Below are 13,362 nucleotides of genomic sequence, written 5' to 3' on the forward strand. Positions count from 1 at the left end.
GCTGCGTTTTCTGGGGGATACCCTCAGACCCCCGGACCTCCGGAGAGGCGGTCGAGGGTGGCGGTCTGATGGGCCAGGAGGAGCGGGTTGTACAGCGGCAGGACCAGGATGCTGGTGACCAGCCCGATCCGCCGGGTCGCCCCGGCCACCGCGGCCAGCAGGACCAGCGGGTCCGGGGTCACCCCCAAGTCACCGGCCACCGCGTGACCGCTCGCGAAGACGTGGTCGAGGCCCAACTCCTCGGCCTTGACAGCGGTTTGGATGACCTCGTCCAACTCCCCCTCGCCGTCGGGCCACAGACGGTGCGGTGCCACTCCGATACGCATCTCGGTCGTACTCCCCTCGCGCGACGACACGTCCGGCAAGAGACGTCGGTGACCGAGCCAACTACGCGGCGGGCGCCTAGGTCGTGTCCGCAAAGTCCCGTCGTCCGCGCGAAGGGCGGGCCCCGCGGCGTCCGGTGCCTGCTCTGGGGCCCCCGGCCGGAGGCTGGGGGAGTGCCGGGCGGAAGCCCTCGTACTGGACGTACTTGGGCTTTCGCCCGGTGCGGCGAGTGGGGGCACCTCCCACGCCCTTAAGGCAGTGGGGAGCGTGCCGGGCGTCGCGGGGCTGGGGGCACCTCCCACGCCTTTAAGGCAGTGGGGGAGGGACTTTGCGGACACGGCCTAGGAAGCCCCCCCGCACCTGGATCAGCGCATGGGTGCCGCCCGTACGCCAGCGCTGCCCCTCCGCCGCGACCAGCGCGGACTCCGTTCCGGCGGCCAGGCCCGTGATCACGTCGGACTTGAGGGTGCGCAGGGCGGCGACCGGGCCCGGGAAGTACGCGGTGACGTCGGCGAACGGCGTGGTGGGGGCCCAGCGGCAATCGCCCACCAGGCGGCGGTAGTTGAGGTCGCCCTTCACCATCGTCAGGGTGGCCGCGGCGAACTCGGCGCGGAGGTCGGCGGGCATCTCGGCGTACGGCAGCGGGGCGCAGGAAAAGGGGTGGGCCCGCACGGTGAGGCGGCCGTCCGCCATGGCGGACCAGAGGCGGCGGCCGTACGTCGCCGCCGCACCCGGCGCGCCGACGAGCCGGTGCAGGGCGTCGACCACGTCGGCGGTCGTGGCGTCGGAGACGTAGTAGGGGTGGGGCTTGATGTGCAACACCGCGTGCTCGACGCGCCGTTGGTCGAGGAGGTGGGCCAACAGCAGGAGGTCGGGGATGAGTTCGCGGCCGGCGTTGTCGGCGACGAGGCAGAGGGTGCCGGTGCCGGAGAGGAGGGACCAGAGCGGTTCGCTGTCGTCGGCCACCAGGGCCGGGACCGGGGCCTGCGAAGCCGACTCCGCTCCGGCTGCCGAGAGACGGAAGCCGAGGTCCGCGCGGTTGCCCCAAAGGGAGCCGTGCAGAAGGGAGTTGGCGCGCTCCTCCGGCGGCTTGGTCTCCAGCTCGTCGAGTGCGGCGAGTTCCTCGTCCGTCTCGGGGGCGTCGAGTTCGGCGCGTTTGAAGGGGCGGAACGGGTCGATGCCCTGCCAGGCGCCGGGGCCGAAGTAGCCGACGGCTTCGAGGAGTTGGCGGTAGAAGTAGCTCTCGGACCAGAGCCAGGGCACGTCGTACCAGGACTGTCCGGCGTAGGTGTCGGTGCCCCAGGCAGCCCACTGGTCGCGGTCGGGGGCGTCGGCGGGGAGGGGTTCGATCGTGCCCTCGGTGCAGTTCTTCAGGAGGGTGTCGAGGGCGCGGTGCTGCCCGGGGTCGTACGGGAAGGCGTCCCGGACCTGCTGGATGATCGCGGGGTGCCGTTCGGCCAGCACGCTGCGGGGGAACGAGTCCGGCTCGTTGCCGAGGATCACGGGCGCGGTGGGGGTGTCGGGCATGCGCCTCACCGTACCGGGCGGGTCAGTCGGTCTCGATCTCCCGCTCCAGGCGCGCGGCGAGGCTGAGATAGCGGGCGCGACGGGGGACGGGGACCAGGCCGCGGATCACCAGGTGCCACATCTCCGCCGTTCTGCGGGGCTGTAACGCCACCGGTTCGAGGGTGCGGCCCAGGACGCGGATGCCGACGAAGAGGCCGACGAGCGTACGGGCCACGGCGTCCACGTCGGTGTCGGGGTGCGCGTCGGCCTCGGCTACGGCGCCCGCGAGTTTGCGCGAGGCGATGTCCAGCCACTCGGCGAAGGGGTGCGGCATCGGGGGCCGTACCTCGATCTCCCCCGCGGCGAGCCGGAGTCCGGCGCGCGGGATGGGGCCCTCGACGGCCAGCCGTGTCATGCCGAACGTGACACGTATCAACGTTTCCAGTGAGGAGTAGCCCCTGCCGTCCATCTCCTTGGAGATCTGGCGGGAGGCCTTGGCCTGCATCTCCAGGATCGTGTGGGCCAGGTCCTCCTTGGCCGCGAAGTGGAAGTACAGGGCGCCCTTGGTGACCTGGGCTTGGTCGACGATGTCGCTCAGGCTGGTGGATTCATAGCCCTGCCGGTCGAACAGCTCGGCGGCGGCCGTGATGATCGTTGTGCGGGTCTGTTCGGCCCGTAGCTGCCTCGCCATCGACTGAGACTCTCCCGATGAAGGAAAAACAACGGCCCATGCCGTTTTTTGTTACCCCCTGTACACAGTAGCTCACGGTACGGCGGTGTCGACCTTGTACCCGAAGACCACCAACACCCCTCACGTTCCCATCACTTGCGTCTCTCTGTCACCCCTGCCCCGGCTCTTGACCACTTTCGGTTGCTGTGGCACGTGTTAGCGCCACTTCCCGGCCAAACAGAAGACCGACCGCCCTGGTGAGGCACCTCCGAGGAAGTGCCTCACCCTACGGGTCAGTCGGTCTGTTTCTGTGGATTCCCTGTGCCGCCGGACTACCGAGCGGAGGACACGGTGCCGCTGCCGGCGCTCACGGCCTGGACGGTCTTGGCCGCGTCGGCGAGTCCGGCGCCGCAGCCGCCGGAGCAACTGCCGGGCAGGGCACGGGCGTTGGCCTTGATGGCCGACTCGATCCGGGCCGGGGTGAGCGCCGAATTGGCGGACTTCATGAGCGCGACCAGGCCCGCGATGTGCGGGGTGGCCATGCTGGTGCCCTGGTAGTAGGCGTACGACTCGGTCGACGGCGTCTTGGTGCCGGAGTTCAGCGTGGAGTAGATGCCGTTGGCGGTGCCGGTGCTGGTCTGGCCGCCGGGGGCCGAAATGTCCACGCCGGAGCCGTAGTTGGAGTAGGACGCCTTGGCGCCGGCGCGGTTGGTGGCGGCGACCGAGATGACGTTGGCGCAGTTGCCCGGGGAGTGGTTCGCGACGTTGTCGTTGTCGTTGCCCGCAGCGACGACGACCGTGGTGCCGCGGTTCACGGCGGCGGTGATCGCGCTCTGGGTGGCCGAGGTGCAGGCGCCGTCGCCGCCCAGGCTCATGTTGATGACCTTGGCGATGTTGCCGTTGGCGGGGACGCCGGAGACGCTGCCGCCGGACGCCCAGGTGATGGCGTCGATGATGTCGGAGTCGTAGCCGCCGCACTTGCCGAGGACGCGCAGGGGGGAGATCTTCGCGCCGTAGGCGATGCCCGCGATGCCCTTGCCGTTGTTGGTGGCGGCGGCGATGGTGCCGGCGACATGGGTGCCGTGCCAGGAGGAGTTGCCGGCCGGGATGCCCGAGCCGCACTCGTTGGCGGCGTAGTGGTCGCCGGGGTCGGCCGGGTTGCTGTCGCGGCCGTCGCCGTCGACCGAGACGGCGGTGTCGCTGATGAAGTCGTAGCCGGCGACGATGTTCGCGGCGAGGTCGGAGTGCGTGACGTACCCGGTGTCGATGACGGCGACGGTGACACCGCTGCCGGTCGAAGTCGGCCACGCGGCGGGCACGTTCATCCCGGCGGTGGACTCGAAGAGGTCCCATTGCTTGCTGTACCCGGTGTCGTTCGGGTCGGCCTGCGGGGTGTTCAGCCGGTCCGGTACGACGTAGGAGACCTGCGGGTCGGATCTGAACTCGGCGATGACGTCGGCGACTTCGGTCGTGCTGCGGGCGTTGCCGAGGCCCACCAGGGCGGCGCCGGTGCCGAGGCGGCGCTGGAAGGCGACGCTCTCGCCGGTCTCCTTGCCCTTGGCGGTGGCGTCGGCCTCGGCGGCGCGGTTCGAACTGGCCTCCGCCGCACCGGACTTGTAGCCGACGATGAGGCGTTCGGCGAGGGTGCCGGGGGCGGCCTCGGTCTGTCCGGACAGGGCCGGTGCGGTGGCCTGGGTGGGGGGCACCTGGGCGACGGCGACCGAGGTGGCGGCCGTGGCGAGGAGGGCCGCGGAGACCGCGGCGACGGATATCAGGGTCCGTCCGGTGGGGAATGCCGTGGGAGTGCGCAAGGGCTTGCCTTTCGTGGCCGTACTCCAAGCAGCGCGGAGCGGCGGTCGATGCGCTTCGCCGTCGAAGCGGTGGGGGGTCGAACCAGAGAGCGCCGGGCGCGGGCGGCCGCCTCGACAGGGGTCGCCTGTGGGTCAGCTGTGGCCAAACGATAGGCAAAGAGAAGGTCATACGGATACGGGGGAAACCCTCGATCAGGCCGGAAACCACCCCTGAACATCGGGCGGTTGACCGGATACGTCCGGATTCGCGGCAAGGAGGGCGGACTGAACGCGCCGGGCCCGCTTCCCGTATTGCACGAACAGACCGTTGCCGCCCCCGGCCGAGGAGACGTTCCGGATGTCCCGGATGACCGCACATCGCACTGCCATGGCGGCCGCCGCCATGGCCCCGCTGCTGCTCACCGTCTGGGCGGCGGGTCCGGCGCAGGCGCACGGGGCGCCGACGTATCCGGTCAGCCGGGTCTACGCCTGCTCGCCCCAGGGCGGCAGCCAGGCCGACTCTGCCGCGTGCAAGGCGGCCATCGCCGCGAACGGGGCGCCCTTCACCTACTGGGACAACCTGCGGGTCCCCGACATCAACGGCCGCGACCGGCAGCTGATCCCCGACGGGAAGCTGTGCAGCGGTGGCCTGTCCGATTACAAGGGGCTGAACCTCGCGCGCACCGACTGGCCGTCGACGCGGCTGACTCCGGGGGCGAAGCTGACGATGACGTACGCGTCGACGATCGCGCACACCGGCACGTTCAAGTTGTATCTGACGAAGGCCGGTTACGACGCGTCGAAGCCGTTGACCTGGTCCGAGCTGCCGACGACGCCGTTCGCCGAGGTGAAGGACCCGCCGCTGACCGGCGGCGCGTACCGCATCGAGGCGACGCTGCCGACGGGCCGGACCGGGCGCCAGCTGATCTACACCATCTGGCAGAACAGCAGTACCGAGGACACCTACTACTCGTGCTCGGACGTGGTGTTCCCCGGGGGCGGCGCCGCTTCGCCGACACCTACGACAGGGACGGCCGACTCGAAGGAAAAGACGGCGAGCCCGTCCTCGTCGGCGACCAAGCCCCCTGCTGCCGCGAGCAGTTCGGCCAAGGCCCCGGCGTCCGCTACGGCACAGAAGGCGTCCCCTGCCGAGGAGAGCACCGCGCCGGGCAGCAGTCCGGTGGCGTCCGACACCGACACCGCGTCGAGCGGGCCGTCGGCGCCCGTGATGGCGGGCGGCGCCGCCGCGGTGCTCGTCCTCACCGGGGGCGCCGCCCTGGCCCTGCGACTGCGTCGACGCTGAAAGTCCGACTCGACGCGTACAGGCCCTACTTGCTCCTCTAGTTGGTGTAGACCGGGGCGCCGCCGTCCGTCACCGGGGCGTACTTCGCGGTGAAGTAGCCCGCGCTGAAGCACAGGGACGAGCCGGAGGTCTTGGTGAAGGCCTGGCTGGTGAAGTTGATGCTGGTGTCGGTGTTGCTCGCCGTGCCGGTCAGGCTGGGCGCCTGGTAGACGCAGGTGATGCTGCCCAGCAGGGTGGTCAGCTTGACCGTGGTCTGGATGGTGGAGCCGCTGGCCGGGGTGACGGTCAGGGTGCCGTCCGAGACGGCCGCGGTGGTGTACGGCAGGTTGTCGACCGTGATGCTGGTGACACCGGTGACGCCCAGGACGTTGCTCGTGCAGCTGCTGCTGTCGAAGCTCTGCCCGGAGACGGACTCGGTGGCGGTGCCCGGCGCGGTCGGGTTGTCGGTGACGGTCGCCGTGAACTGCGACGTCGTGCACTTGATGCCGCTGGTGCCGGTCGCGCTGGAGTACAGGGTGGCGCTGGTGCCGCTGGCCAGGGGCGCGGTCAGCACATCGCCGACGGCGACGGCACTGCCGCCGAGGCTGCCGGTGGTGAGCACGGTGTCGGCCGCCGACGCCGGGGCGATGAAGGGGAGGGTGAGCGCGGCGACGGAGCCGACGAGGGTGAGGACGGTGCGAGTGCGCATGCGGGTGTACCTCTTCTTTCGAAGTGGAGTCGAACCGGGGGGTTCTTGGGGGGTGGGGTAACTGGGGTTCGGGGCGCCCGAGTTCGCCGCCGCCGGCCCGTGACGCCTTCTCCGTACGCGACGGGCCGGGGCGGCGGCCGGCCGGTCACCGGCCGGAGGCCCGCGGGGGTTGAGGGTCTCCGGCCGGGCCGGACGGTGGGGCGGACGGCACGACCAGGGGGGATGCGGCCGTGCCGGGCCGCGGGGTGTCGGACTCTGAGGGCGTGAAGTGCCCCTGCGGAAAGGGAAGTCCGGGAACGCGGCTCGTGCCGCGCGGCGGATCCGGCGCCACGGATCCGGCAAACAAGGGAGAGTTGTAGACCTGAGTGTCAGTCAACGTCAAGGGATGCAGGGCAAGTTGATGTACAAGCCGGGGCTTTGCGGGAGCGCGGGAAGGCCTTGCCTCACAGGTGGCGCATCATCGACACTCTTTTTTCACAACTCCCTTGACCCTTCAATGTAACCCCCGGTAACTTCCTCGACGGCTACTGCTGCGTAACCTCGAAAGCCCTTGCACCCGCCGGGAGTTGTGGGGGGAGGGACGCGCCGCACTCGCTGTCCGCGCCAGGACAACGCGCCACTTCGATACCGACTCGCGTTGAACCAGAGCAGCACATGGGAGCAGACATGGCTTCACCCTCGGACGCCAACCCGTCCAACGGAAACACCCCTGAGCAGCCGGAAAGCGGTTCCGTACCCGAGACCTCAGAGGGTCCCGAGAGACGCGGTCAGGTCCGGCTGCGCCGTGCCGCGGTCATGGCGGTGCCGGCCACACTGGTCGCCGCGGCGCTCGCGGTGCTCACCGCTCAGGGCGCCCTGGGGGTGCAGTTCTCCATCTCGGGCATGCCGTTCACGGTCACCGCCAAGTCGATGGACGGCACCGGCTTCGAGCAGTTCGGCGACCTCGACAACATGATCCCGAACAGCCCGAACGCGGGCGACACCGGCGGCCAGGAACTGATCGTCACCTCCGCCATCAAGAACGCCACGCTCGACAGCCTGTGCCAGAGCGTCGACCTCGGCGGCATCAACCTGCTCATCAAGGCGGGCAGCGGGGCGACGAAGGTGACGGCGACCGACCTGACCACCGACTCGACCGAGATGTCGGGTAACGCGTCCTTCAACAACATCGAGATCGGCAACGACGCCAGCACGCTCGACAAGGCGGGTGTGCAGGGCAAGAAGGGTGTCTTCAGCCAGCAGGCCGACACCGTGCACATCGACAACCTGCGGCAGACCAACTACGCCACCACGGCGGGTGTGTTCAAGCTGCCGGGCCTCAAGCTCAGCTTCAGCGACACGGGTTGCTGATGTCGGAGAACCTGCCACAGCAGGGGAGAGGGCCCGCCTTCCGGCGCTGGCGGGCCCGCCGTCCGTTCTGGGGCGGGCTGTTGCTCGCCCTGGGCGGGGCGGAGATCCTGCTCACGGAGAAGGTGTCGCTGAAGGTCGCGATGCACATCGGGATGCAGGGCATGACCGGTTATCTGCTCCCGGTGATGATGCTCCTGTGCGGACTGCTGATCCTCTTCAGCCCGGGCCAGCGGCTCTTCTACTCGATCGTCGGGATCCTCTGCTCCCTGGGCAGCTGGCTCACCTCGAACCTCGGCGGCTTCTTCATCGGGCTGCTGCTGGGCATCGTGGGCAGCTGCATGACGTTCGGCTGGCTGCCGGACCAGGAGCCGCGCTCGGAGCGCAAGCGTCGTAAGCGTGAGGCGAAGACGGCCACGAAGACGGAACTCCAGCAGCAGGCCTGACCCGTCACATCGGCCCCGGCGACAGCCGGGGCTCGACGTGTTCCGCGGCCGGTTGAGTACCGCGGCAGAAACCCCAACGCGCCGGTGAGGGGCTGGAGTTCGGGGCCGAAGGAGTCCGTGGGGCCGACCCGGTACCAGTTCCCCGCGCAAGATCCGTCAGTGCGCGGCAGCCGGCGGCTCCGTGGAAGCGACCACCGGGGACTCCGCCACGGCGTGCGCGGTCGTCGGCTGCGCCGATGCCGACTCCGCCACGGTGTTCTCCTCCTTCATCGCCTTCGCCTCGCTCTTGAGGATGCGCATGGACTTGCCCAGTCCGCGTGCGGCCTCGGGGAGCTTCTTCGAGCCGAACAGCAGGATGACGACGATCGCCACGACCAGCAGGTGCCAAGGTTCCAGTCCGTTGCGGAGCATGACCTCGTCCTCCTCTTCCCTCACACGACAGTTGCTATGTTGCGCAACTGTACAACCCTCGGGTGGACCGCAGACCCCTCAGGGCCAGGGCATACACACCGAGCACGGCTGCCAGGAGGACGTAGTGAGGGAGCGCCAGGCCCGTCATGCCCAGCGGCGCGCCCAGCGGGCTCAGGGGCAGGAGCACTCCTGCGGCGGCCAGCGCGGCGGCGGCCCGCCCCACGGGACCCGGTGTACGCCCCCTGGTCCGCAGGAGCAGCATCACCAGCGCCTGGGTGAGCAGGTTCTCCGTGAACCAGGCCGAGTGGAACAGCACCTCGTCGTCCACGGCGTCCGGGCCGCGCAGCGCGAGCGCCAGCACCGCGAAGGTCGCCAGGTCCGCGACCGCGTTCAGCACCCCGAACCCGGTGATGAACCGCAGGAACGCCCGCGGCCGCAGCACGGTCGGGCGGCGCAGCGCCCCCGCGCCGGGACGGTCGTAGGCGAAGGCCAGTTGGGCGGCGTCGAAGCAGAGGTTCTGGGCGAGTACCTGGGCCGGGAGCATCGGCAGGAACGGCAGCAGCAGGCCCGCCGCGAGCATCGCGATGACGTTGCCGAGGTTCGAGGAGAGGGTGATCCGCAGATACGAGGCGATGTTCGCGCTGCTGTGCCGCCCGGCCGTGACCGCGTGCCGGACCGCGGCGAGGTCCTTGCCGGCGAGCACGACGTCGGCGGCCTCCCGGGCCACGTCCACGGCGGCGCGCGGTGCGATACCGACGTCGGCGGCGCGCAGCGCGGGCACGTCGTTCAGACCGTCCCCGAGGAAGCCGACCGTGTGTCCGGCCGCGCGCAGGGCGGCGACCGCGCGGGCCTTGTCCTGAGGCGTGCGACGGGCCTCGACCCGCACCTCCCCCGGCGCCAGCCCCAGCTCCCGGCACACCCGCGCCGCCGTCGCCGGATGGTCGCCCGTGAGGATCCGCACGCCGATCCCCAGGTCGGCCAGGGCCCGTAGGGCTTCCCCGGCGTCCGGGTTCAGCGCGTCGTGGAACGTCACCAACCCCCGGAAGATCAGGCCCCGTTCGTCCGCCGGGCCGTAGCCACGCGCGCGTGCGGGCCGTTCGGCGGTGGCGACCGCGAGAAGCCGCAGGCCGGACTCCGCCTCCCGCTCGGCCAGGGACAGCAGGCGCTCGCGCTCGGCCTCGTCGAGCACACACCGCTCCAGTACGTCCTCCACCGCGCCCTTCACGATCAGCGTGTGCCTGCCGAGGGCCTCGCTCCGCACCACCGCCGTCGCGAGCCGCCGTACCGGATCGAAGGGCACGGCCCCGACCCCGTCGTACTCCTCCCCCACCGGTCCCGCCGCCTCCAGCAGCGCCTCGTCGAGGGCGTCCGGCATGGGCGCCTCGGCGAGTTGGAGGGTCCACCACGCGGCTACGGAGGCCAGGCGCAGGACGTCCGGGTCCTGCGCGCCGTCGGGGCCGAGGGCGCGTTCCACGACCGGGCGGTCCTGGGTGAGCGTGCCGGTCTTGTCGAGGCAGAGGACGTCCACGGCACCGAGGTCGTGCAGCGCGGGGAGCCGCCTGACGACGACGCCGTGCGTACGAGCGAGCAGCGCGGCCCCGCGCGCGAGGCAGGTCGTCACGATCACCGGGAGCATCTCGGGCGTCAGCCCGACCGCCACCGCGACGGCGAACGGCAGCGTCGCCAGGCCCCGCCCGCGCAGCGCCGCGTTGGCCATGAGGACCAGCGGGGGCGTCAGCAGCATGAACCGGATCAGCACCCAGGAGATCCCGTGCACGGAACGGTCGAACGCGCTCGCCTCCCGCCGCACCGGCCCCTCGTGCGCGGCGGCGAACCGGGTCCGCGCCCCCGTCGCCAGCACGACCGCCGTGGCACTCCCCGAGACGACCCCGCTCCCCTGGAAGCAGAGATACGGCTGCGCGAAGGGGCCCTCGTCCGCCCCGCCGGACAGTTCCACGGCCGCCTTGGCGACCGGCGCGGACTCGCCGGTGAGGGCGGCCTGGTGCACGGTCAGCCCGGTCGCGCGCAGCAGTCGTACGTCGGCGGGGACGAGGTCGCCGGGCCCGAGCCGGATCACATCGCCCGGCACCAGTTCGGCGACCGGTGTCTCCCTGGCCCGTACCGGCGCGTCGGCGTCCGTACGGCGCAGCACGCTGGCGGTGGAGCCGACCAGCTCGCGCAGGTCGTGCAGGGAGCGGTCGGCCCGGTGCTCCCCGCTCGTGCGCAGCGCGCAGCTCACCGCGACCAGGGCGAGGATCACGGCGGCGGTGTCCCAGGAGGCGACGAGCGCCGAGACCAGGCCGAGGCAGAGCAGGACGGCGGTGAAGGGATCGCGCAGGCCGCGCAGGAACAGGCGGGGCCAGGAGGTCGTACGGCGCCCGGGAACCGTGTTCTCGCCGGTCGCCGCGAGCCGGGCCGCGGCCTCCGGGTCGGTCAGTCCGCGCGGGCCGGTGTCGAGGCTCCGCAGCACCTGGAGCGGGGTGTGCCGGTGGGCGGCGGTGTCAGAGGCCACGGAGTCGGGGGGCGGGGAGATCGGCCCGGCCGGCGCGGTCGCCGATGCGGGTGACCGCGAGCCGGACGACGTCGACCACGTCGGGGTCGTCGACGAAGTACACCTGGCGGCGGCCCTCGCGGCGGGACCGGACCAGGCCGGCGAGCTTCAGTTTGGTGAGGTGCTGGCTGACCGCGGGCAGCGCGCCGCCGACCCGCTCCGCGAGCCCGGTGACATCGCTCTCGCCCTGGGCCAGCGCCCACACGATGTGCAGCCGGGCGGGCGAGGCCAGCAGCCCGAAGGCCGCGGCGGCGTCCGCGAGCACGTCGGCGGACGGGTCCTCGAAGCCGCTGCCGGCTGCCGCCACCGTCGTCGCCTCCCGTCCCTGGCCGGTCCCGTTCGTGAACCGCCCAGTCTAGGCGGCCGGAACTTCTCCCCGGTCCGGGGAGTTGCCACGGTGCCGCAGACGCACGACGGCTTACCTGACGCACGACTTACTACATATGGAGTTCGCATGGCCCTGTGGGACCGCTTCAAGGAGTCCGCGTCGACGATGCAGACCCAGCTCGTGGCGAAGAAGAACGACCTGAAGAGCGGCGCGTTCCGCGACGCGAGCATGGCGATGTGCGCACTCGTCGCGGCGGCCGACGGCACGGTCGACCCGTCGGAGCGGCAGCGCGTCGCCCAGCTCATCGCGAGCAACGAGGTGCTGCAGAACTTCGACGCGATGGACCTCCAGCGCCGTTTCGACGAGAACCTGAACAAGCTGACGGCCGACTTCGCCTTCGGCAAGGTCAGCGTGCTCCAGGAGATCGCGAAGGCGAAGAAGAAGCCCGCCGAGGCGCGTGCCGTGATCCAGATCGGCATCGTGATCGGCGGCGCGGACGGCGACTTCGACAAGACCGAGCAGGCCGTGGTCCGCGAGGCGTGCTTCAGCCTCGACCTGCCGCCGCACGAGTTCGACCTCTGACCTGCCGCCGACTCCCCCTCCTCGTACGGGAGTTGGAACACCCCTGACGACCTGGACCGCGGTCCGATCCACGCCCCGCCCATCCACGGCCGGGCACCCTCCGGGAGGATCCGCCGCGGTCCTTGGCGTAGGTCCTCTGCGTAACCACCCGTCCCCCCGCCCGTAACCTCCTCCTCGGACTGCCCAACTTCCGTACGACGTCGAGATGATCACAATGCGGCGCCAACAACTCACTCCATGTCGCTGCTCACTTGACTACCAGCGGTCACACGCGATTGGCTCCGGCCCAACGGGAGTAACCCGGTCGGCGCACCTCTTACGGCTCCGGGCGCATCCTCCCCGTCCCCCAGCTCGGCCGCACAGCGAGGTGCCGCACCGCCCATGACCACTCCACCCCCACCTCACGCCCCCTTCCGTCCCGTACGAGGCACGGCGCTCACCCTCGCCGTGGCCGGCTCCCTGCTGCTCTCCGGCTGCTCGTTGAGCGTCGGTTCCGACTCCGGCAAGGACACGGCCGGTGCCGCGAGCACGGGCCGGCTCAAGATCGCGCTGGTCACCCACGCGAGCAAGGGCGACGCCTTCTGGCTGCTGGTGCAGAAGGGCGCCCAGGCCGCCGCTGCCAAGGACGGCGTCGACCTGACGTACGCGAGCGACCCCGACGCCACCGGACAGGCCGAGCTGGTGCGGGACTCGGTCAAGGACGGGGTCGACGGCATCGCGCTGACGCTCGCCAAGCCGGACGCGATGAAGGGGCCCATCAAGGAGGCCAGGGCCTCGGACATTCCCGTGGTCGGCCTCAACTCCGGTATCGACTCCTGGCAGTCGGAGGGCGTCCTGGAGTTCTTCGGGCAGGACGAGAGCGTCGCGGGCCGCGCCGTCGGCCAGAAACTGGACGCCCTCAAGGCCAAGCACGCCCTGTGCGTGATCCACGAGCGGGGCAATGTCGCCCTGGAGGCGCGCTGCGCGGGCGTGAAGAAGGCGTTCACCGGCGAGACCGACATGCTGTACGTGGACGGCACCGACATGGACGCCGTGTCCGCGGGGGTCACGGACCGGCTGAAGCAGGACCCCAGCATCGACGAAGTGGTCATGATGGGCGCCCAGTTCGCGCTGGCCGCGGTCAAGTCCGTGAAGGCGGCGGGCAGCAAGGCCGAGGTCGCGACCTTCGACCTCAACCAGGACCTGGTCAAGGCCGTGCAGAGCGGGGCCATACAGTTCGCTGTCGATCAACAGCCTTATCTGCAGGGCTATCTGGCCGTGGACGCGTTGTGGCTCTACAAGACCAACGGCAACATCAGTGGCGGCGGGGCGGCTCCCGTGCTCACCGGCCCGGCGTTCGTGACGAAGACGAACGTCGGCGCGGTCGCGAAGTTCGCGGCCAACGGAACGCGCTGACCGGACACTTCGTACGAGGAT

At 70.8% G+C, this 13,362-nt stretch carries 12 protein-coding genes and 1 pseudogene; 5 read left to right on the forward strand and 8 right to left on the reverse strand.

What is annotated here, in order from left to right:
* Positions 1 to 23: 23 nt before the first annotated feature.
* The 4 genes and pseudogenes from ACGFY9_RS14795 to ACGFY9_RS14810 all read right to left on the reverse strand — a co-directional run.
* A complete protein-coding gene (locus ACGFY9_RS14795) occupies positions 24 to 326 on the reverse strand; it encodes an LLM class flavin-dependent oxidoreductase (protein ID WP_393754112.1) in 303 nt (100 codons plus the stop codon).
* A gap of 304 nt (positions 327 to 630) precedes the next feature.
* Positions 631 to 1,851, reverse strand: a complete 1,221-nt coding sequence (locus tag ACGFY9_RS14800) for a damage-control phosphatase ARMT1 family protein (protein WP_393754113.1) — start codon at positions 1,849 to 1,851, stop codon at positions 631 to 633.
* Positions 1,852 to 1,873: 22 nt separating this feature from the next.
* A complete protein-coding gene (locus ACGFY9_RS14805; RefSeq protein ID WP_393754115.1) occupies positions 1,874 to 2,521 on the reverse strand; it encodes a ScbR family autoregulator-binding transcription factor in 648 nt (215 codons plus the stop codon).
* 329 nt (positions 2,522 to 2,850) lie between these two features.
* Positions 2,851 to 4,311, reverse strand: a pseudogene (locus ACGFY9_RS14810) (S8 family peptidase); the annotation flags it as partial.
* A 337-nt stretch (positions 4,312 to 4,648) separates the two neighbouring features.
* On the opposite strand from ACGFY9_RS14810, the gene ACGFY9_RS14815 reads away from it, so the two are divergent.
* Positions 4,649 to 5,593 carry a lytic polysaccharide monooxygenase gene (locus ACGFY9_RS14815; protein WP_393754117.1) on the forward strand — a complete coding sequence of 315 codons (945 nt, stop codon included), beginning with the start codon at positions 4,649 to 4,651 and terminating at the stop codon, positions 5,591 to 5,593.
* 37 nt (positions 5,594 to 5,630) lie between these two features.
* On the opposite strand, the gene ACGFY9_RS14820 is transcribed toward ACGFY9_RS14815, so the two are convergent.
* Positions 5,631 to 6,281 (reverse strand): Tat pathway signal sequence domain protein, encoded by a 651-nt coding sequence (locus ACGFY9_RS14820; RefSeq protein WP_393754119.1) that lies wholly within the window; start codon positions 6,279 to 6,281, stop codon positions 5,631 to 5,633.
* A 666-nt stretch (positions 6,282 to 6,947) separates the two neighbouring features.
* Between ACGFY9_RS14820 and ACGFY9_RS14825 the strand changes: the two genes are divergently transcribed.
* Positions 6,948 to 7,631, forward strand: coding sequence for a DUF6230 family protein (locus tag ACGFY9_RS14825; RefSeq protein ID WP_393754120.1), 684 nt, complete (start codon positions 6,948 to 6,950; stop codon positions 7,629 to 7,631).
* Positions 7,631 to 8,074, forward strand: a complete 444-nt coding sequence (locus ACGFY9_RS14830) for a DUF6114 domain-containing protein (RefSeq protein WP_393754122.1) — start codon at positions 7,631 to 7,633, stop codon at positions 8,072 to 8,074. The genes ACGFY9_RS14825 and ACGFY9_RS14830 overlap by 1 nt, the downstream gene beginning before the upstream one ends.
* Positions 8,075 to 8,230: 156 nt before the next feature.
* Here the strand turns inward: ACGFY9_RS14830 and tatA are convergent, their stop codons facing one another.
* Genes tatA through ACGFY9_RS14845 form a run of 3 tightly spaced genes read right to left on the reverse strand, consistent with a single transcriptional unit; the run spans position 8,231 to position 11,343 of the window.
* Positions 8,231 to 8,485: a Sec-independent protein translocase subunit TatA gene (gene tatA, locus ACGFY9_RS14835; RefSeq protein ID WP_393754493.1), complete on the reverse strand. Its 255-nt coding sequence runs from the start codon at positions 8,483 to 8,485 to the stop codon at positions 8,231 to 8,233.
* A gap of 34 nt (positions 8,486 to 8,519) precedes the next feature.
* A complete protein-coding gene (locus ACGFY9_RS14840; RefSeq protein WP_393754124.1) occupies positions 8,520 to 10,997 on the reverse strand; it encodes an HAD-IC family P-type ATPase in 2,478 nt (825 codons plus the stop codon).
* Complete coding sequence (locus ACGFY9_RS14845; RefSeq protein WP_366493107.1) at positions 10,987 to 11,343, reverse strand: metalloregulator ArsR/SmtB family transcription factor; 357 nt, start codon at positions 11,341 to 11,343, stop codon at positions 10,987 to 10,989. The genes ACGFY9_RS14840 and ACGFY9_RS14845 overlap by 11 nt, the downstream gene beginning before the upstream one ends.
* A gap of 147 nt (positions 11,344 to 11,490) precedes the next feature.
* Between ACGFY9_RS14845 and ACGFY9_RS14850 the strand changes: the two genes are divergently transcribed.
* Entirely contained in the window at positions 11,491 to 11,946 is a 456-nt protein-coding gene (locus tag ACGFY9_RS14850; RefSeq protein ID WP_019062789.1) for a tellurite resistance TerB family protein, read from the forward strand.
* Between the two features lie 381 nt (positions 11,947 to 12,327).
* Positions 12,328 to 13,341, forward strand: a complete 1,014-nt coding sequence (locus tag ACGFY9_RS14855; protein ID WP_393754127.1) for a substrate-binding domain-containing protein — start codon at positions 12,328 to 12,330, stop codon at positions 13,339 to 13,341.
* Positions 13,342 to 13,362 lie beyond the last annotated feature (21 nt).

The sequence above is a fragment of the Streptomyces sp. NPDC048504 genome, assembly GCF_043200035.1.
In the GTDB taxonomy this organism is placed as follows: domain Bacteria; phylum Actinomycetota; class Actinomycetes; order Streptomycetales; family Streptomycetaceae; genus Streptomyces.

Coding starts and splice junctions, on each gene's coding strand:
- ACGFY9_RS14850 (WP_019062789.1), top strand. CDS start 11,491: ATGGCCCTGTGGGACCGCTTCAAGGAGTCCGCGTCGACGATGCAGACC.
- ACGFY9_RS14815 (WP_393754117.1), top strand. CDS start 4,649: ATGTCCCGGATGACCGCACATCGCACTGCCATGGCGGCCGCCGCCATG.
- ACGFY9_RS14800 (WP_393754113.1), bottom strand. CDS start 1,851: ATGCCCGACACCCCCACCGCGCCCGTGATCCTCGGCAACGAGCCGGAC.
- ACGFY9_RS14830 (WP_393754122.1), top strand. CDS start 7,631: ATGTCGGAGAACCTGCCACAGCAGGGGAGAGGGCCCGCCTTCCGGCGC.
- ACGFY9_RS14855 (WP_393754127.1), top strand. CDS start 12,328: ATGACCACTCCACCCCCACCTCACGCCCCCTTCCGTCCCGTACGAGGC.
- tatA (WP_393754493.1), bottom strand. CDS start 8,485: ATGCTCCGCAACGGACTGGAACCTTGGCACCTGCTGGTCGTGGCGATC.
- ACGFY9_RS14825 (WP_393754120.1), top strand. CDS start 6,948: ATGGCTTCACCCTCGGACGCCAACCCGTCCAACGGAAACACCCCTGAG.
- ACGFY9_RS14805 (WP_393754115.1), bottom strand. CDS start 2,521: ATGGCGAGGCAGCTACGGGCCGAACAGACCCGCACAACGATCATCACG.
- ACGFY9_RS14795 (WP_393754112.1), bottom strand. CDS start 326: ATGCGTATCGGAGTGGCACCGCACCGTCTGTGGCCCGACGGCGAGGGG.
- ACGFY9_RS14820 (WP_393754119.1), bottom strand. CDS start 6,281: ATGCGCACTCGCACCGTCCTCACCCTCGTCGGCTCCGTCGCCGCGCTC.